The following is a 17,452-nucleotide window of genomic DNA, read 5'->3' as shown; positions in this document are numbered from 1 at the left end:
GTTCTCCGGCCCAAACGCCGTTTTCCCCGCAGCGGCACGAAGCCTCGTCGTGAGGCGAATGAACAGCTCATCGTTGACCCGTCCTGTACACCAGCAACGACGACTACGGCCATTGCCGTGACATTCGACCTATCGCTACGGCGGGCACGCCTGACTAGGGGCCGGGGTGACACACGCTCCACAAGACGAGGCGAGGACCGCATCCGACCCGTCGACGAACTCAGCGGGAAGGCCAGCATCTGACCAAGGCGTCGCTAGAGACCCCGCGCGCACGAACACGACGGTATCCCCGGGAACGAGATCACCTCACCGAGGTCGGGGAAACTGCGCGGCTACCTCGGCGACGTCGTCCATGTACGCGGCGCTCGGTCGGCCTCTCAACGGCTCGACCTCAGCGATGGTGACCTGCTTGCCCGACCGGGTGGAGTCGTAGTTCCACCCGGTCCAGTTGATGCGGCCCTCCCCCACAAGAGCTCCGGGAAGTGGTCGGATGTTCCCGGTGCCGTGCACGTCGACGAGGTCTTGCAGCCTCCGCGCCGCCTCGACACTGCGCATCCGTACCCACGACACCGACACCACGACCCTGTCACCGTTGCTGCCGTCGAGGACGTACAGGACTCGACGCAACGACCGACAGGGCGTGGTTGCGAGGAAGCGTTGTACCTGACCGTACGAGTACGCAGCACACTGGCCGGCACGCCCCAACTTTCGTTTGGCCTCTCGCAGATCGAGCCGCTTCCACGTGGCGCTTCGTTTTCCTTTCTTCGCAGCCTGTTTCGCCTTGGTCAGGACACTTCGCGAGACCTGGACGAAGGACGACTCCGCGGTCAGCGCACCACCGCCCGCTGTCACACCAGTGCCAAGCGGAGTCGCCATGACAGTGGCCACCATCGTGGCGCCCACGACCGGCCCTGCCAGTCCCTTCGTCCAGCGGCCTCTGCTGTCTCGCGGTTGGTTCGGGTTGTACCCACCCATCTCGCCCCCAGATGCGTCGAGCTGTCGCAGCGGCGACCGTAGTCAGGCGCCCCGACACTCCCGGAGACAACGACCACCCTTCACCAAAACGGGTGACACGCTCCCTCACCCCGCCGTGAGGTGCTCCACGATCAGCCTCCCGAAGGCCTCCGGTTGCTCCACGTTGCCCAGGTGCGCCGCTCCGGCCACGACTTCCAGCCTCGCGCCCGGGATGCGGTCGGCGATCTGGTGGGCGTGGTCGGGTGGGGTGGCGGGGTCGTCGGCGCCTGCGATCACCAGCGTCGGCGCGGTGATCGACGGCAGGGCGTCGCGGAGGTCCATGTCGCCGATAGCGGCGCAGCACGACGCGTAGCCCTGGGCGGGCACCGTGGCCGTCATGCGGTGGAACTCCTCGGCGCGGGTCGGGTTGGCGGCGAGCCAGGCCGGGGTGAACCAGCGTCGCAGGCTGCCGTCGGCGATGGTGGTCATGCCCTCGGTGACGGCCTGTCGGGCGCGCTCCTGCCACATGCGCGGGGTGCCGAGTTTGGCCGACGTGCAGCACAGGACGAGTCGGTCGAGGCGCGACGGCTCGTGGGCGGCCAGCCACATGCCGATCATGCCGCCCAGCGACAGTCCCACCAGGTGCGCGCGGTCGACGTCCAGGTGGTCGAGCAGGTCGACGACGTCGCCCGCGAGGTCGGCGAGCGAGCTGGGGCCGTCCGGCACCGGGGAACGGCCGTGTCCGCGGTGGTCGAAGCGGACCACGCGCAGACCCGCCTCCATCAGTCGCGGCACCTGCGGGTCCCACATGCTCAGGGTGCTGCCGATGGACCCGGCCAGCGCGACGACCTCGCCGGTGTCCGGGCCGGTGACCTCGTGGTGCGGCGTCATGCGTTCTCCTGTCCGGTGCGCAGCATCGAGCGCACCGCGTCGGGCGAGCGGCCCACCACGGCGGTGTCGTCGGCGGTGATGATGGGGCGTTGGATCAGCGTCGGCTCGGTGGCGAGCGCATCGAGCCAACGCGCGCGATGGTCGTCGTCGCGGGGCCACGTCGCCAGCCCCAGCCGGTCGGCGGCGGGTTCGCCGAGGCGCGCGATGTCCCACGGCTCCAGCCCCAGTTTGCGCAGCACGTCGTCGAGTTCGGCCGCGGTGGGCGGGTCCTGCAGGTAGTGGCGGATCGTGTAGTCGGCGCCCTCGGCATCCAGCAACGACAACGCCGAGGCACATTTCGAGCACGCCGGGTTGATCCAGATCTCCACGTCCGTGATCCCCTTCCGTCCGGTCGTGCTCAGGATGCCGGGTGCGGGTCGAGTCATCGTGCTGGGGTCGGTCGACCACGGCGTTTCGGCACGGTCCGCGCGGGTACGCGGCGAAGGTGGTGGAGCCGGGCGAGTGGTGGGAGGTCGTCGCCGGAATCGTCGAGGCCACGCACAGTGCGTCGGGACCCGAGGTCGGGCGCATCTGTGACGACGTCGTCCGTCGGCTGGGCATGACCGCCGCGCTCTACCTCGTCGACCACGGGCAGCGCACGCTCACCCCGCTCGGCGCGAACGACCGCCTGCCCGCGACGGTGGACGGTTCGCTCGCGGGCCGCGTCTATCAACTCCAGGAACCGCTGTCGCGGTCGGCACCCGACGGGCGCACCGAGCTCTGGGTGCCGATGGTCGACGGCACCGAACGGATCGGCGTGGTCTGTCTCGGGTTGCCTCCGGCGCTCGACCCGCACGACGCGACCGTGCGCGACCGGTGTGTGTCGCTCGCGGGGTTGCTCGGGCAGGTGGTCGCCACGAAGTTCGCCTACGGCGACGCCCTGCACGTCGCGCGCCGCGCTGCGCCCTTCACCGCTGACGCCGAACTGCTCTGGCAACTGCTGCCGCCGCTGAGCTTCGCGTCCTCGCAGGTCATGATCAGCGTGGTGTTGGAGCCGCACGAGCGGGTCGGGGGTGACGCGTTCGACTACGCGATCAACGAGGACATGGCGTTCTGCGCGTTGTTCGACAGCGTCGGACACGACATGCAATCGGGGCTCACCAGCGCGGTCGCGTTGGCGGCGATCCGCAACGCGCGGCGCGGTGGGGTGCACGACTTGAACGAGTTGGCCCATCGCGCGGATCGGATGGTCGCCGAGAACCGACCCATCGGCTCGCGCTATGTGACCGCGATCCTGAGCTGGCTCGACGTCGCGACCGGCGAGCTCACCTACCTGCTCGCCGGTCACCCGGCTCCGCTGCTGCTGCGGGCGAACACCGCGGTGAAGCGCCTGCGGACGCCGCCACGCATCCCGCTCGGCGTCTCCCGAACGCCGCCCGACGGCGTGGTGGGCCGGGAGCAGCTCGAACCGGGTGACCGCGTGTTGTTCTTCACCGACGGCATTCCCGAAGCACGGGACCGGCACCGACACGAGTTCGGTGTCGACCGGTTGGTCGCGCTGGTCGAACGGCACTCGGCGCCGAACCTCGCCGCGCCCGAGACCCTCCGGCGTGTGATGCGCGGCGTCCTGCACCACCAGCGAGGTGTGATGGACGACGACGCCACGCTGCTCATGCTGGACTGGCGCCCACCACCCGGCACCATCCCGGTGGGGGCGATGTGAGGGCGATCAGCGCAGCCAGTTCCGGTCGCTGAAGTCCTCGTCGTCCTCGTCGCGGCGACGATCACGCGCGGCGGCGGCCTGCTCCTCCTCGTCGCGGCGGAGTTGCTCGAACTGCTGCTCGCCGGTGCGACGAAGTTCCTCGCGCTCCTCGTCGGAGAGGGTGCGGTAGTGCTCGGCGGCCTGCTCCATCAGCGGGTCCAGCGCGCGCGAGAACGCGGGCGAGGTGACCGTGTCGCGCAGACTCCGGCGGCCCGCCACGACGTCGTCGACGAGGCTTTTGAACTCGGGGTCGGCCACCTTGTCGCGCAGCACCGTCAGCGAGTTCTTGAGGTGCCGTGACAGAGCGGCATCGCCTCGGGCGACGTCGAGCATCGGTTCCTGGTCCGGCCTGCTCATCTCACACCCCCGGGTGGTCGTAGTTGCTCTCGGGCAACGCGTGCTTCTCGATGTCGCCGAGGGTGCTGAGGTAGCCGGCGGTGACGCCGACAAGACCCTGCACCGCGTTCCAGGCGATGGTGTGTGCCTGGAGCAGGTCGTCCCACACACCGAGCGCCTTGCTGATGGTCGCGGCCGCCGCGGCGCCGGAGAGGATGGGCCCGATGACGGTCCAGCTGCTCGCGGCTGCCGCTGCCAGCTCCAGGCCGATCGCGATGAGCAGATCCAGCAGCAGTTCGAGGAACGACTTGATCGAGTTCGCCGTCTCGTACATGCCGATGGCGGTCTGCTTGAACTCGCGGCCCATCGCGCTCAGCGTCGCCTTCTGGTCCTCGATGGTCTTCGCGAGCTCGCTGAAGTAGGTGTTCGCGCTGTCGAACGCGTTCCCCTGCCAATCGGCCGACACGTTCTTCAATTCGGTGGTGATGACGTTGGCGAAGGAGTCGTTGAATTCCCCCAACTTCTCCATCGCGACGCCGGCTTTCTGCACCTTCTCCCAGTCACCCGCGAATTGCTCCGCCACCCACGAGAACGGGTTCACGTCGAAGATCAGGTCGATGGCCTGACCCACCCAGTACGAGACGCTGATGTACTGGGTGATGCCGATGACGTTCTCGAGCAGATCCGGAATGGGATCGGACGCGGTCGGGTCGACGAGTTCGGACCGGGGCGAGTCGGCCATGGTCACTCTCCTGTCGGGTAGGTGCTGTCGAGCTGTTCGGCCTTCTCGCGATCGGTCTCCGCGTACATGGTGGCGGCCTTGTCCAGCTCGATCGCCGCGGTCTCGACGATCTTGGCGAGACGCTCGTAGTTCTCGGTGAGCAGGGCGCTGGCGTCCGCGGCCGCGCTCGCCGCGGTGGCATACATGCGCGCGTCACCACCGTCGATCTGCAAATGATCTTCGGCATAGACCTGCGCCGCCTTGGCATCGGTTTTCAGCTCGTCGATCTGCTCGCCGAACTTCGTGATACTCGCGGGTTCAACCTTGAAGCCCACCGTGTGCACCTCCTCGCCGTCACGGACACCGCAATGCGATCGAGCGGCCCACTGTATCCGGTAGGCTCCCGCGGAGCGGCCTGGGGCGGAATCGACGGGAAGGAGTTCACGTGGCGTCCGATTTCGACACCGTTCGAATTCCGGCAAACCTGGCCGAACAGGGAATTTTGCCGTCCCATTGCTCGCGTCACGGTCGGCCTGCGGTGCGGCGCGCGGATTTCACGTTGCAGAGCAAGGTCCGGCTGAAGGGCAGCCGAACGCGCCGGGTCGGCGTCTTCGGCGCGGTGGGCATGGCCGAACGTCTGGACCAGCACGCGCGCAAGGTTCGCGTGACGCAGGTCAAGGGCTGGCCGCTGTGTGACGTCTGCGCCCGCACCCGGACCCGGTGGTTGACCGTCGCCGCCGTTCTGTTCTTCGGCGGGCTGCTGGTGTTCGCGGGTTCGCTCGTCGCCGGGATTCTCACCGAGGCGGGAACGGTGCGGTGGCTGGCCGGGGTGGCACTGGCCGGATTCGTCGTGGCCGTTCTGGCCGCGTTCCCGTTCTCCCGAGGAAGCATGTCCCGGGTGATCGGTGCTAGCACTGCGCCGGAGGGTGATGCGGTGCTCGTCGAGAATCCGAGTGCCCCGTTCCGCGCGGAACTGCGCCACTGAGTCGGGCGCGACGTCGGCCGCCACCGTCCACACGCGACGTGATACTCCACCATCTTCCGACGGCCGTTGTGCGCCTGTGCACCCCATCCGCACTGCTCGGTGAGAGGTGTCGAGCCGGGTGCCGGTCGTCCGGCACCCGGCAGCCGGTCAGGCGTTGTCACCTCGCCACTCGTCCGGGAAGACGCCCGCGTTGACCATCGCCTGCCACGCACCGAACCGGAAGAAGTCCAGCGAGCTCTTGGTGATGAGGCCGAGCTTGCTGTGTGTCGGATCGGTCATCGTGCGCAGGATGTCCTCCACCCTGTGCGCGACGTCCGGGTGACTCTTCGCGAACGCGTCGAAGACGTACTTCGACTCGAACGCACTGATGACCTTGTCGACCTTGAACTCGTACTCCCTGATCTGCTCGGGCGTGATCGAGCCCGGATGTTCGTCCGAGTACTTGCGCAACCCCTCCATGAACAGGTCGCGCGTCTTCTCCTTGCTGTCCCAGAACCACGACTTGTCCTTGTCGCCGTTCTGGCTTGCGCCGTCGGCGTCCTCGCCGTCCCGATCACGGTCGGAGCGACCGTCGGTCTGGGCGCCCTCACCATCGGGGTCGCGGTCGGGGTCGCCGCCGCCCTCGGCGTCCTCACCGTCCCGGTCACGACCCGAGCCACCGTCGGCATCCTCACCGTCGCCGTCACGACCGGAGTTGCCCTCGGCGTCCCGACCGTCGCCATCACGACCCGAGCCACCCTCGGCGTCCCGACCATCGCCATCACGACCCGAGCCGCCGTCAGTGTCCTGACCACGACCACGATCGGAGCCACCGTCCGGACTCTCACCGTCACGCCCCCGGCCGGAGGAACCGTCAGCGCCGTCAGGACCGTTGTTGCCGCTGGGAGCGTCGCCGGGCCGGTCACCACCGCCGAGCCGGTCCGAGATCGAACCGCCGGAGGTACCACCGGACGAACCGTAGTCGGGCAGATTGCCATGGCTGTCGGCCCACGGGTTCTCGGTCAGCTCGGGATAGTCCTCGAACGGATCACGGCCCCCGCCGCCCCCGGCCGGGCCCGCGCCACCGCCGCCGTTCGGCCCCTGAGTCTCCGGAGCACCACCGCCCGTGGACCCACCACCGGTTCCGCCCGCCGGACTGTCGGCCCACGGATTCTCGGTCAGCTCGGGATAGTCCTCGAACGGATCACGGCCTCCGCCGCCCTTGCCCGCCGAGGGGTTGTCGGTCGACGGACCACCGCTCGGTTCCTGTGTCTGCGGCGTTCCACCACCGCCGGTACCGCCACCGGTGTCGCCGGACGAGGTGCCTGGCCGCGAGGTGGACGGGGTCTCCACCGGGCTGCCACCAGCCGAACCACTCACACCGGACCCGGCATCGAAGTCACCCAACGAACTCGGCGGCCGCGAGGTGGACGGACTCCCCACCGGGCTGCCACCAGCCGAACCGCTGGGGCCGTTGGTCTCCGGCGTGCTGTTCGTGCCAGATCCACCACCGGTGTCAGGGCGCGGACTGGACGTGGAGTCGCTGGCACCCGGTCGCGAATTACCACCGGTGCCCTGCACGTCCGTCGTGTTGCCGGCCCCGCTCGGGGTCTGCGTCCCGTGTCCTCCGGCCGATCCGCTCGGGGCCCCACCACCGCTGCCGCCGGCACCACCACCGCCGTTGCCGAACGTGGGCGGCGTGCCCGTGTTCGGGTTCACCTGCGGTCCACCGGATCCGACGACGTTCGGCGTCGGGATGGGCGCACCATTGACGGCGTCACCCGCGCGGTTGCCCAGATTCCTCGCCGCGTTTCCGACGTTCTTCAACGCCTTCGCGGCGTTCGTGATCTTCGAAACCAGGTTCTTGATGTGCATGGCGATCTTGCCGAGGGCGACGGCCACGGTGGTGAAGACCGTGCCCAGGAAGATGCCGATCGAGGTGCCGAAGGTGAACGGCATGGCCGCGATCGCGGCCAGCGCGCCCGCGAGGATGCCGCCCAGCACCCCGGCGATGAGGTCGCGGATGATGCCGCGAACGGCGCCGACCACGGCGCCGCAGATGCTCATGTTCTTGCTCGCCGACTTCAGCGCCTCCTGAAGCGCGTCCATGCCATCGGCGAGTTCCTGTGTGCTCGCGCGGAACGCGTCCGCTCCCTCGCCGCTCCAGCTCTGCATGAACTCGGCGAGCTTGCGTTCGAGGTCGCTCTTCCGCTCGGCGACCTTCTCGGCCTCGGCGTCGAGGGCCGAGGTGGCGACCGTGATGCCCTCGGGGTCGCCGAAGAGCATGTCCAGCGGAACCCGGAACGGGGTGACGTGCTCGATGAGCCAGCCGATACCCGCCGCGAAGATGGTGCCCAGCGGGTCGAGCACGAGCCCGAGCACGTCCAGCGCCAGACCTGCGGCCGCGATGCCGATGGTGACGTCGTCGTTGGCCTTGACCGCGTCCTGCAGGACGTCGATGGTGTTGACGATGCCCGCGCCGTTGGTGCGGAAGTCGTCAGAGGTGATCAGATCACCCGGGTCGTGCCAGAAATCCCCGGGCGTGTAGGTCTCCTTGTCCGAAATCCCGCTCACAACTGATACCTCGAAATCGACTCGTCCGCCTGCCGGTCGGTTTCCTCGTAGAGACGCCGAGCCTTGTCGAGCTTCTCCTTGTGCAACTCGATCGCCTCGCCGTAGTCGTTGAGCGCGTCGCGCGCGTCGGCGCAGAACTTGCTCGCGGCGGCACCGATGACCTGACCGAGGAGGACTCCCCACAGGCCCGGATCGGCGACCATGCTGCCGACGAGATCACCGGTGCTGCGCAGATCGGACGCCAACGTGTCGAGCGTGCGGCTGAACTCGTCGAACTCCGAGTAGTCCCGGATGACGTGTCCACTGCTCACCAGGGGTTCGCCTCCTCGTCGTCATCGCGGCGTTCGGGGCGGCGTCGCGGCCGATTCGTGGGCGACGACGGCGGAGTCACCGGCGGCTTCGGGGGCGGCGGGGCGTCGTCGGGCTCGGGGTCTTCGACGAACTTGTTCTGGTCCACCTCGTCGGCGGCCGCGGGATCCGGCGGCAGGAAGCTCTTCATCATCTCGACGGCCTGGTTGTTGCCGACGATCGACTGCACCGAGCTCGTCACGGCCCGCGCGGTCTGGCTCTGCGCCAGGCGCACGGTCTCCATGATCGTGGCCGCCAACCGGGCCTCACCCAGTTCGCAGGCTCGCTTGCCGAGCTGGATGTTCCGCAGCGCACCGTTCGGCGCGAGAGAGACGGTGACGGTGCCGTCTCGGGAAGTCACGGTCGCTGCCGCGGCAGCGAAGGCCTCCTGGAGGGCGGCCGCGCGTTCCTGCATCTGGCTGGCTTGTCGTTCGAGATAATGCTGGAGGTCCTCGCCGGGCCTCAGATTCGAGTCCACACCCTGCTCCTTGCGATACGCCTGCTCATCACGACACGGTGCGTTCGCGGGTGGGACGAAACGACAACTCTCTCCGCTCAGGCGAGCGGCCGAAGAGGGTGCTGCCACCGAGATGGCGACAACGACACGTCAACATCGAGTGAAGCCCCGCGAGAAAGCAGCCGTGCTGGGATGCACAACGTATCCTCTCCGTCACCGATGGGTTCGGACAACCCTTTCCCCATACTCGGCCACGAAGTGCTCACATGAGCGCGTCCTATGTAAACAGCTAGAGGAATGCGTCCGAATCGACCGAAATACTCATCGAGCACAGTCCATTCGACACGCCCGGCAGTAGGGCGTCTTCCGTTGCGCGGCAGAGCGCGGACCACCAGCCACCTACTGAACCTCGGCTCACAGGGACGAGCCGGGCGAGCGCACCACGACGCTCGCCCGGCAACCATTCACGCCGCGAGCGCCCACTGCCTCGCATAGGCGAGCGCGAGCCCGCGAACGTAGACGTCGAGGGTGTCGCGGTTGGCGTTCGCGCGGAGCTTGAACAACGTGGCGCGGCGGGTGTCGAGCACGATGGGCCGCGCCCCCGGCAGGACAAGATCGGCGAACGTCTCCATCATCTGCAGCACGATGTCGGCGCTGCCCTGGGTGAGCGGGTCGGCCTTGCAGTAGGGCAGCACCAGCCACCGGGTGTCCGCCTTGTCGTGCACGCGCACTCCGAGCAGATCCCGGAACACGATACGCAGATTCTCTTCCGCCCACGTGGCATCACTGACTCGGATTCCCGTGGCCCGTCGAGGAATCACGGACAGAAATCCGTCGGCCGCGTCCCGATAGGCAGCAGCTCGCCAATCCCCGGCGTCGGACACCTGAGCGATGACACGGTCGAGTTCACCACGCCGATCAGCGGAATTCAACGCGCGCCGAAACGCCGCGAGCAACGGCCCGTACGCCGACCAAGCGGGTCGCCCGGGGTCGAGATAGCGGCGCTTCTGCTCGGCCACCATCGAGGCCGCCTTGCGCGGACCAGCATGAACGTAGTCCAACCACTGAAGTCCACCGATGAACACCGTAGGGGCAGTGATAGTCATCGAACCAGCTCCGTTCGCCGTCACGGAGCACCACGAACGACCTCTTCGAGCCGAAGAATCGACATACCACGACCATTCCCACAATGGTCGACGACACGACAATCCCCCAGCACACGAGCGCTTCCCGCCACCCTGAAACAGCGCCCGAAATCGAACGGTCCCACGCGATGCCGATCTGCCTGCCTTACCTGGATATTCTACCAACGGCAACCGACAAGAACAGGTATTGACAGCGGCCACCGAAATTGCTCCGCAGTCGCTTCGGCCGGCTCCTGACAGGCCGGTCATGGACGTCGGGCGGTCCGCCGACCCTCCACGAACGTGATCTCCCGCGCGGTACCATGACGTCGCAAGATCGCGGCCCGACGGGCACCGAAGTCGAGACTTCGTCGCTGCCCCCACCCGCGCGTAACTCACGCGTGCCCAGTGGGGGTAGAAGGTGGCGCTCGTCCGCAGGAGTGCGGTGGATCTGCTCGACGAAGCGAAGGCCGACCGGCTGCACACTCTGTTGTCCGAACAAGCCGCGTTCCAATTCGATTCGCGTGCGAGTGCCGGTGAAGAGCGCGCGTGGCGACGCAGCCTCCCCGTGCTGCTCACCGACCTCGTCGATGCCGGGTTGGGCCATGTCGAAGTTCTTCTCGAACACAAGCTGCCGCACAGTCCCAAGCGGGTCGACGTCGTACTCTGCGGGATCCATCCCCGGACAGGCGAGTCCAGTTACGTCCTGGTCGAGCTGAAGCAGTGGTCCCGTGCCGAGCTCATCGCCTACGACCTCGTGCACGTGCCCGGCCTCGGGCCAGACCCACACCTTCACCCGGTCACGCAGGTGCGCGACTATTGCGAATACCTGGTGGATTCGACCCCGGCGCTCGCGGAGCGACCTCATGCCGTGCACGGCATCGCCTACCTCCACAACGCACGGACGTCACTCGTCGCGTCACTGACCCAGTACCAGCCGACCGAGTACGGCAGACTCTTCACCCTCGACGACAGAGCCGAGCTGATACAGCACCTTCGCGCTGTCCTCGCCACGGACGGCGCCCGAGAAGCAGCCCTCGCCGCAGCGGACGACTTCCTCAACTTCGCCCATGCACCGTCGAAGCCACTACTGAATCTCGCAGCCAAGGAAATCCAGGAACGCGAACAGTTCGTGCTCCTGGACGAACAGAAGGTGGCGTTCGAATTGGTGCAGAGGGCGGTGGACAGAGCCCGCGCCTCCAACACCCGGACTGTCGTCATCGTGCTGGGCGGCCCCGGCTCCGGCAAGAGCGCCATCGCTCTCAGCCTCCTCGGTGAGCTCGCCAGGCGTGGTCGCAGCGTGCACCACGCGACCGGCTCCTCGGCGTTCACGAGGACGATGCGCAAGACCGCCGGACGCCGCAACACCCGAGTTCAGCGCCTGTTCAAGTACTTCAACGACTACATCGACGCCGAGCCACGGGACCTCGACGTGCTGATCTGCGACGAGGCCCACCGCATCCGTGAGACCAGTGTCAACCGGTACACGCGACGGGAGGTCCGGGACCGCGCCGGACGTCAGATCGACGAGCTCATCGACGTCGCGTGGGTTCCGGTGTTCCTCCTGGACCAGCACCAAACCGTGAGGCCGGGAGAAATGGGCTCTCTCGAGGAAATTCGCGCCGCCGCTGAAGCCAGGGGCTGCGTGGTGGACGTCGTGCGACTGCACGGACAGTTCCGATGCGGTGGCTCGGCCGCGTACGACACGTGGGTCGCGCGACTTCTCGGGCTCGGCCGGGCGGAACCGACGCCGTGGAGCCAGCTGGCCGAACCCGACGACGACTTCGTCGTCGCCACTGCCTCGTCTCCCGCGGCAATGGAGTCCTGGTTGTCGACACAGGCCGCCCAGCACGGTGGCACGGCACGGCTCGCCGCCGGCTATTGCTGGAAGTGGAGCGATCCGTTGACGACGGCGGACGGCAAGCAGCTCGTCCACGACGTCGCCATCGGCGACTGGAGCCGTCCCTGGAACGCCAAGCCGGACAAGCGTGTGCCCGACGCACCGGAGTCCTACTACTGGGCATCCGATCCTCGAGGATTCGGTCAGGTGGGTTGTATCTACACCGCTCAGGGCTTCGAGTACGACTGGGCGGGCGTCATACTCGGCCCCGACTTCGTGCGCCGTGGCGACCAATGGGTGTCACGACGCGAGCACTCGCACGACCCTGCCGTGAAGAAGGCCGACGAGTTGCACTTCGATCGGCTGATTCGCAACACGTACAAGGTGCTGCTGACCCGAGGCATGCGGGGAGTGTGTCTGTACTCGACCGACGCGGAGACGCAGGCGTTCCTGGAGAAGACGGCCGGTTGACCCACTTCCCCGCGTGGGTCCGTAGGGTGGGTGGGCATGGAGTTCGCCGAGCTGCAGCGTCGCCTGCGTGAGTTCGCCGACGAGCGCGACTGGCACCGCTTCCACACGCCGAAGAACCTCGCCATGGCGTTGTCGGGCGAGGTGGGCGAGCTGACGGAGATCTTCCAGTGGTTGACACCGGAGGAGTCGCGGGACGTGATGTCCGACCCGCGCACGGCCGAGCAGGTGCGGCACGAACTGGCCGACGTGCTGGCCTATCTGGTGCGCCTCGCCGACGTGCTCGACGTCGACCTGATGGCGGCGTCGGAGGAGAAACTGCGCGTCAACGCGGCGAAGTATCCGGTGGAGCTGGCTCGCGGTCGTGCCGACAAGTACGACCGGCTGCGGCCGGACGGGACGTGACGTCCGTCCACATCGGCCGACACGCCGCGAGCCTCGGCTCTCGTCACCGGGGAGCGGTCTTCGCGCTCTCCTGCATCGCGTTGATGGCGCGCAGCAGACCGTCGAGTACGTCGCGCAGCACCGTCAGCCACGTGATCGCGTCGGTCATCGCCTTGCCGAGCGCGGTGAGCAGCTTGCCCACCATGCTGGTGACGCGCGCGATGGCGGTGGTCGCCTGAGCCGCGACCAAGGGCGCGGCCGTGCCGACCGAGCAGAGCAGCTCGATGGTCCAGCTCACCAGGGAGCCCGCGATGCTCGCCAGCAGGTCACGCACCGCCGTGCGGACACCGTTGACGACCTCGGCCATGCCCATCGTGATCCCGGCGAGGCCGTGCGCGGCACCGGCCGCACCACCGAACACGCCCGCCAGTTCCTCCGCCTTCGCGCGGTAGGCGTCGGCGGCGCCGCCGGTCCAGCCCTGCGTCTCGGACGGAGCCGCGCTCTTGACGTCCTCGCCGAGTGCGGTGAGCTCTTCTTCGACGTTGGTCCACGACTGCGAGTAGGCCTTCACCATGTCGGGGTTGCCGGCCAGGTCGTCGAGCGCCTTGCGCGCGGGCTCGATGTGTTCGAGCATCCACGAGATCACCTGACCGGCGACGAAACCGATCGGGTCGCTGATCGCCGAGGCGACGTCGAGACCACCGGCGACCAGCCCGCTGACAGCCAGCTTGTAGTCGCCCTTGTCGATGCCCTCGGCAACCGCCCAACCCGCCTCGAACGGCGTGATACCGGTCATGAACCCCGTGCCACCGTCCTGGCTCGGGACGTCCATCTTGGTGAACGGATCGCCGTCGGCGCGGTCCTCGGCGTAGAACTTGTCGGGGTCGGTGTCGTCCTCGATCAACGGGTTGCTCATCGTTCCGGCACCACCCTGCTCTCGGACGGCACCACGACGCCCGACGACTCCACGAGCTTCAAGCGCGCCGACTCCAGCTCACGGTTCACCTTCTCCAGGATCTCGACCACGCGCTCCTCGTACTCCTCGTACTTCTGCGCCGCCGTGTCGAGGTTCTCCGCGAGCTGCCGCGTGAACTCGCGGGCCTGGTTCAGCGCCTCCACCCCACGCTCCTGCGGGCCCGACACCATCGAACCGAACGGCTGGCACAGCACGCCGTAGGCGTCGTCCAGACCAGCCAGGTGAGATCCGGCGTCGGCCGCCGTCCCCGCTCGGCTCTCGAAGTCCCGCACGGTGTTCGCGTGCGCGCGGACCTCGTCCGGGTCGACCCGGAACGAGTCTCCCATCGCTGTTCCTCCCTACCGCAGGATGGATCCGCCACCCAGATCCTCGTCGTCCTCGTCATACCGACGCGGCCGAGGCCGACGCGGTTCCCGCCGATCGGCATCGGTCTCCTCGCCGAGTCGGCCCAGCGAAGAGCGGGGCTCCTGGCGCGCCGTCTCCTCCTCGTCCACGGAATACGGGAAGCGTTCGGCGTACTGGTTGACGATGTTGCTGCCTGCGGGGTCGTCGTCACCGACCGTCTCGGAGACGAGCGACGCGACCTGTTCGCGCAGTCGAGCCTGCGCCTGCCGCAGGCAACCCATGATCGTGGCGGACACCGAGGCCGGGTCCATGCCGCGGGTCCGTTCGCTCAGCTCCAGCCGCGTCAACACACCGTTGCCGTCGACGGTCACCTCGACCTCGCCACCGGCCGAACGTTCGGTCACGCTGGCAGAACCGAGCTGCTGGTGCAGAGCGGTGTAGCCCTGCGCCTTCTTCTGCAGGGTCTCGGCGAACCGCTCCAGCCGTTCTCCGGCTTCGGTGGGATTTCCGCCCAGCATGATGACTACCTCTCGTCTTGCTCCACGTGTCCGCAGAACGTAGCAGGGCAGTCCGACGCAGGTAGGCGGGTTTCCCGATTCACGCCATGCCGCCGCGCCACAGCGCCAGGCGGGCGTGCAGCATCGCGACGACGAGCGCGGGGTCGTCGACCGGCAGGGTCACCGCTCCGGAGTCGGTGTCCACGAGCACGGCGGGGCCGGGGGTGGCGCAGGCGGTGCTCCCGTCGGACAGGCGCAGCCACGGCATCGGACCCGCCGTGCTCGGCAACGTCGTCGGTCGGACGTCCCGCACCGCATGGAAGGGGACGGAGGCGTGGCCGACGGCGCGGTACTGCCGGGCGGCCCACTCGATGCTCTGCGTTCCCAGGGACACCGAGCCGGTCAGCATCCCGGTGTCGTGCAGGCGCGCCCGCAGCGCGACGGTGAACGGCGTCGCGCCCAACTCCCACGACACAGGTGTCAACAACGTCCGCACGGCACGGGAGGCGAGGGCCACGGCGGCGACCACGACGCCGAGCGACACCACGAGGACCACCGTCGCGACGGCGGCGCCCGATCCCCCCGCACCCGCCGCCACGCCGACCACGGGCAGCACGCCGACCACCAACTGCGCCCCGCAGCCGAGGGCGGCGGCGCGCACCCAGCGAGGCGGCTGGAACACCAGGTTCCGCACGCTCGCGGTCAACACGACGGCGGGCACGGCGGCCAACACCGCGCCCACGGCCGCCCACGCCATCGCCCCACCCGTGGCACCGGCGACGGCCGCCGCGACCGCGCAGAGGACGACGATCACCCAGGGACAGCCGACCAAGGCCGCCGACAGCGCTCCCCGCGCCCGCGACCAACGCGGTTGCAACAGCTGTGCGGCGCGGCCGTCGACGACGCCCGGGACGGTGGTGGGAAGGAGCATGCCGCGAACCTAGCAGCGCGCGAGGGCGTCCCGGAGCGACTCTCGCCGGTCCGCACCGGTGACGACGGCGGGGCTGGCCGCAACCGCATTTTTCTGCAAGTCGGATCGCGGTTTCGCGACTCCGCTCCTTCGCTGCTGTCACACGCCGTGTCGGCGCTAGGGGGCGCTGCCCCGATCGGCAGATCGACCAAGGTCCGTCCGAGTGCGATGTCGTCGCCGCCGGCGACGTGATCGACAAATCTGGCTACGTTCAGGTTCGGACGTAGCCGGTCGATCGATAGGACCTGTCGATGGCACAGAAGCGTTCGGAGCGCGAGCGGCAGCAAGCCGCCGCACGCCGCGAAGCGGAGCGGGCTCGACGCGAAGCGGAACGCTTACGCAAAGCTGAGGAGAAGGCCGCGCAGGTGGCCTATCAGAAACGCCGAGTCGCAGAAGCAGAAACTCGAACCAAGGCGGCCGAAGCTCGAATGTCGGAGCTCACGGGGATACTGACCACCGCTTTGGCGACTCCCGTTCGCCCGCTCGACTTCAAGAGCATGAAGAGGCGCGCTGTCTCCGAGGAGGTAGAGCTCGGAGCGGACGCACGTCCCCTTCGGCGACCGCTTTGGGCTGACTTCGCGCCGCGACCACCGGGAGCGATCGGGCGTCTGTTCGGCGGCGATTCGCGATATGCCTCCCGCAGAGCGATCGCCGAACGATTGTTCGACGAAGCGATGCGAGAGTACGAGGAAGCGGAGACAGCACGCCAACAGCGAGTCCGGGAGAAGAGGAAGGCCCACGCCGCGAAACAGGAGGCCAAGAAGCGGCGAGTGGCTGCCCACAACGCGAAGGTCGACGAACTCGCGCAAGGAGTCCACGCCGCTGACCGGCATGCCGTCAGTGGCTACTACCAGCGAGTCGTCGACGCGATCAAGCTCCCTTCGGGATGCCCCGCCGAACGCAAAGTGGGCTACGTGCCCGAATCCACTTTGTTGGCGGTCGAGTGGCGCTTGCCCGGCACCGACATCATCCCTCGAGAACGGTCGTTCAAGTACGTCAAGAGTCGCGACAGCATCGATTCCAGCGCACGCGCCGCCATGGATATTCGTCGGGCTTATCAGCAGCTCTCCGCACAGATCGCTCTCGTCGCCCTCCGTGCGATCTTCGAGTCCGACCCCGCGGAGCTCGTCGACACGGTCACCTTCAACGGTGTCGTCGAGGATGTCGATCGCGCAACTGGCCAACGTGTGCAGCGGTGTTTGATCACCCTGCGCGCCACGCGGGAACACTACCAAGCTCTGGTACTGGATCAACTCGACGCCGTCACGTGCGTCACCAAGCACTTCGCGGCAACCGTATCGCCCCACCCGGAGGAACTGGTCCCGGTGACGCCGGTCATGAGTTTCGACATGGCTGATCCACGAATCGTCGACCCGGTCGACATCATCAGTGAGATCGACCGCAGGCCCAACCTGGTAGACCTCTCCGCGAAGGAATTCGAGCACTTCATTCAGAACCTGTTCACCCGCATGGGGTTCGACACGAAGGTGTTCAGGGCAGACGGTGACGGCGGTGTCGACTGCGTCGCCTTCGACCCCAGTCCGATCACCGGCGGGAAGTTCGTGATCCAAGCGAAGCGCTACACCAAGACGGTGCAGCCCGCCGCCGTCCGCGACCTCTACGGGACCGTGCAGCACGAGGGAGCAACCAAGGGCATTCTCATCACCACCGCAGGGTTCGGACCGTCGAGTCACGAGTTCGCGAACGGAAAACCACTGCAGTTGATCGACGGCACGGGCCTGCTGGCCTTGTGCCATCAACACAAGATCCCCGCACGGATCGTGCTTCCTCCGCGCACTCGATCGCGTCGGCCCAGAGGTGGTACCACGAAGACGCCGGCGTGACGTCGCATTCACCGAACG

Annotated in this window: 19 protein-coding genes; 5 read left to right on the top strand and 14 right to left on the bottom strand. The window is 67.8% G+C overall.

Annotated features, from left to right (window positions below):
* Positions 1-306 precede the first annotated feature (306 nt).
* The 3 genes from JAV51_RS20300 to JAV51_RS13735 all read right to left on the bottom strand — a co-directional run bounded on the left by JAV51_RS20300 (position 307) and on the right by JAV51_RS13735 (position 2,213).
* The gene (locus tag JAV51_RS20300; protein ID WP_231642195.1) at positions 307-627 is read right to left on the bottom strand and encodes a hypothetical protein; all 321 of its coding nucleotides are present in this window, start codon (positions 625-627) and stop codon (positions 307-309) included.
* Positions 628-1,080: 453 nt separating this feature from the next.
* Complete coding sequence (gene pcaD, locus JAV51_RS13740) at positions 1,081-1,845, bottom strand: 3-oxoadipate enol-lactonase (RefSeq protein ID WP_197321105.1); 765 nt, start codon at positions 1,843-1,845, stop codon at positions 1,081-1,083.
* Positions 1,842-2,213, bottom strand: a complete 372-nt coding sequence (locus tag JAV51_RS13735) for an ArsC/Spx/MgsR family protein (RefSeq protein WP_197321280.1) — start codon at positions 2,211-2,213, stop codon at positions 1,842-1,844. Before JAV51_RS13735 ends, pcaD begins: the two co-directional genes overlap by 4 nt.
* A gap of 41 nt (positions 2,214-2,254) precedes the next feature.
* On the opposite strand from JAV51_RS13735, the gene JAV51_RS20465 reads away from it, so the two are divergent.
* Positions 2,255-3,547 carry a PP2C family protein-serine/threonine phosphatase gene (locus tag JAV51_RS20465; protein WP_307845883.1) on the top strand — a complete coding sequence of 431 codons (1,293 nt, stop codon included), beginning with the start codon at positions 2,255-2,257 and terminating at the stop codon, positions 3,545-3,547.
* 6 nt (positions 3,548-3,553) lie between these two features.
* Here the strand turns inward: JAV51_RS20465 and JAV51_RS13725 are convergent, their stop codons facing one another.
* Genes JAV51_RS13725 through JAV51_RS13715 form a run of 3 tightly spaced genes read right to left on the bottom strand, consistent with a single transcriptional unit; the run spans position 3,554 to position 4,978 of the window.
* A complete protein-coding gene (locus JAV51_RS13725; RefSeq protein ID WP_197321104.1) occupies positions 3,554-3,943 on the bottom strand; it encodes a hypothetical protein in 390 nt (129 codons plus the stop codon).
* A 1-nt stretch (position 3,944) separates the two neighbouring features.
* Positions 3,945-4,664 carry a hypothetical protein gene (locus JAV51_RS13720; RefSeq protein ID WP_197321103.1) on the bottom strand — a complete coding sequence of 240 codons (720 nt, stop codon included), beginning with the start codon at positions 4,662-4,664 and terminating at the stop codon, positions 3,945-3,947.
* A 2-nt stretch (positions 4,665-4,666) separates the two neighbouring features.
* Positions 4,667-4,978 (bottom strand): type VII secretion target, encoded by a 312-nt coding sequence (locus JAV51_RS13715; RefSeq protein WP_197321102.1) that lies wholly within the window; start codon positions 4,976-4,978, stop codon positions 4,667-4,669.
* A 203-nt stretch (positions 4,979-5,181) separates the two neighbouring features.
* Here JAV51_RS13715 and JAV51_RS13710 point away from each other — a divergent pair, with 203 nt between their 5' ends.
* A complete protein-coding gene (locus tag JAV51_RS13710; protein WP_307845882.1) occupies positions 5,182-5,628 on the top strand; it encodes a hypothetical protein in 447 nt (148 codons plus the stop codon).
* A 147-nt stretch (positions 5,629-5,775) separates the two neighbouring features.
* Here the strand turns inward: JAV51_RS13710 and JAV51_RS20425 are convergent, their stop codons facing one another.
* The 4 genes from JAV51_RS20425 to JAV51_RS13690 form a co-directional block, all read right to left on the bottom strand.
* Positions 5,776-8,181, bottom strand: coding sequence for a WXG100 family type VII secretion target (locus tag JAV51_RS20425; RefSeq protein ID WP_197321101.1), 2,406 nt, complete (start codon positions 8,179-8,181; stop codon positions 5,776-5,778).
* Positions 8,178-8,492, bottom strand: coding sequence for a hypothetical protein (locus JAV51_RS13700; RefSeq protein ID WP_197321100.1), 315 nt, complete (start codon positions 8,490-8,492; stop codon positions 8,178-8,180). Before JAV51_RS13700 ends, JAV51_RS20425 begins: the two co-directional genes overlap by 4 nt.
* Positions 8,489-9,007 (bottom strand): YbaB/EbfC family nucleoid-associated protein, encoded by a 519-nt coding sequence (locus tag JAV51_RS13695; RefSeq protein ID WP_197321099.1) that lies wholly within the window; start codon positions 9,005-9,007, stop codon positions 8,489-8,491. Before JAV51_RS13695 ends, JAV51_RS13700 begins: the two co-directional genes overlap by 4 nt.
* 443 nt (positions 9,008-9,450) lie before the next feature.
* Positions 9,451-10,092: a hypothetical protein gene (locus JAV51_RS13690; RefSeq protein WP_197321098.1), complete on the bottom strand. Its 642-nt coding sequence runs from the start codon at positions 10,090-10,092 to the stop codon at positions 9,451-9,453.
* Positions 10,093-10,555: 463 nt separating this feature from the next.
* Between JAV51_RS13690 and JAV51_RS13685 the strand changes: the two genes are divergently transcribed.
* Positions 10,556-12,421 carry a DUF2075 domain-containing protein gene (locus tag JAV51_RS13685; protein ID WP_197321097.1) on the top strand — a complete coding sequence of 622 codons (1,866 nt, stop codon included), beginning with the start codon at positions 10,556-10,558 and terminating at the stop codon, positions 12,419-12,421.
* Between the two features lie 36 nt (positions 12,422-12,457).
* The gene (locus JAV51_RS13680; protein WP_197321096.1) at positions 12,458-12,823 is read left to right on the top strand and encodes a nucleotide pyrophosphohydrolase; all 366 of its coding nucleotides are present in this window, start codon (positions 12,458-12,460) and stop codon (positions 12,821-12,823) included.
* A 43-nt stretch (positions 12,824-12,866) separates the two neighbouring features.
* Here the strand turns inward: JAV51_RS13680 and JAV51_RS13675 are convergent, their stop codons facing one another.
* The 4 genes from JAV51_RS13675 to JAV51_RS13660 all read right to left on the bottom strand — a co-directional run bounded on the left by JAV51_RS13675 (position 12,867) and on the right by JAV51_RS13660 (position 15,551).
* Complete coding sequence (locus JAV51_RS13675) at positions 12,867-13,718, bottom strand: EspA/EspE family type VII secretion system effector (RefSeq protein ID WP_197321095.1); 852 nt, start codon at positions 13,716-13,718, stop codon at positions 12,867-12,869.
* Positions 13,715-14,104 (bottom strand): type VII secretion target, encoded by a 390-nt coding sequence (locus JAV51_RS13670; protein ID WP_197321094.1) that lies wholly within the window; start codon positions 14,102-14,104, stop codon positions 13,715-13,717. Before JAV51_RS13670 ends, JAV51_RS13675 begins: the two co-directional genes overlap by 4 nt.
* Positions 14,105-14,116: 12 nt before the next feature.
* Entirely contained in the window at positions 14,117-14,641 is a 525-nt protein-coding gene (locus JAV51_RS13665) for a YbaB/EbfC family nucleoid-associated protein (protein ID WP_197321093.1), read from the bottom strand.
* 79 nt (positions 14,642-14,720) lie between these two features.
* Positions 14,721-15,551, bottom strand: coding sequence for a hypothetical protein (locus tag JAV51_RS13660; protein WP_197321092.1), 831 nt, complete (start codon positions 15,549-15,551; stop codon positions 14,721-14,723).
* A gap of 290 nt (positions 15,552-15,841) precedes the next feature.
* Between JAV51_RS13660 and JAV51_RS13655 the strand changes: the two genes are divergently transcribed.
* Positions 15,842-17,434 carry a restriction endonuclease gene (locus tag JAV51_RS13655; RefSeq protein WP_197321091.1) on the top strand — a complete coding sequence of 531 codons (1,593 nt, stop codon included), beginning with the start codon at positions 15,842-15,844 and terminating at the stop codon, positions 17,432-17,434.
* The last annotated feature ends 18 nt before the right edge of the window (positions 17,435-17,452 follow it).

Origin of the sequence: Saccharomonospora sp. NB11 (genome assembly GCF_015910535.1) — a bacterium.
Lineage (GTDB): Bacteria > Actinomycetota > Actinomycetes > Mycobacteriales > Pseudonocardiaceae > Saccharomonospora.
This window is presented reverse-complemented; position numbering and strand designations above follow the sequence as displayed.

What these genes read in the sequence shown, in the direction of transcription:
- JAV51_RS13655 (WP_197321091.1), top strand. Translation starts at nt 15,842, where the DNA reads ATGGCACAGAAGCGTTCGGAGCGCGAGCGGCAGCAAGCCGCCGCACGC.
- JAV51_RS13720 (WP_197321103.1), bottom strand. Translation starts at nt 4,664, where the DNA reads ATGGCCGACTCGCCCCGGTCCGAACTCGTCGACCCGACCGCGTCCGAT.
- JAV51_RS13690 (WP_197321098.1), bottom strand. Translation starts at nt 10,092, where the DNA reads ATGACTATCACTGCCCCTACGGTGTTCATCGGTGGACTTCAGTGGTTG.
- pcaD (WP_197321105.1), bottom strand. Translation starts at nt 1,845, where the DNA reads ATGACGCCGCACCACGAGGTCACCGGCCCGGACACCGGCGAGGTCGTC.
- JAV51_RS13725 (WP_197321104.1), bottom strand. Translation starts at nt 3,943, where the DNA reads ATGAGCAGGCCGGACCAGGAACCGATGCTCGACGTCGCCCGAGGCGAT.
- JAV51_RS13660 (WP_197321092.1), bottom strand. Translation starts at nt 15,551, where the DNA reads ATGCTCCTTCCCACCACCGTCCCGGGCGTCGTCGACGGCCGCGCCGCA.
- JAV51_RS13680 (WP_197321096.1), top strand. Translation starts at nt 12,458, where the DNA reads ATGGAGTTCGCCGAGCTGCAGCGTCGCCTGCGTGAGTTCGCCGACGAG.
- JAV51_RS13665 (WP_197321093.1), bottom strand. Translation starts at nt 14,641, where the DNA reads ATGCTGGGCGGAAATCCCACCGAAGCCGGAGAACGGCTGGAGCGGTTC.
- JAV51_RS13675 (WP_197321095.1), bottom strand. Translation starts at nt 13,718, where the DNA reads ATGAGCAACCCGTTGATCGAGGACGACACCGACCCCGACAAGTTCTAC.
- JAV51_RS13670 (WP_197321094.1), bottom strand. Translation starts at nt 14,104, where the DNA reads ATGGGAGACTCGTTCCGGGTCGACCCGGACGAGGTCCGCGCGCACGCG.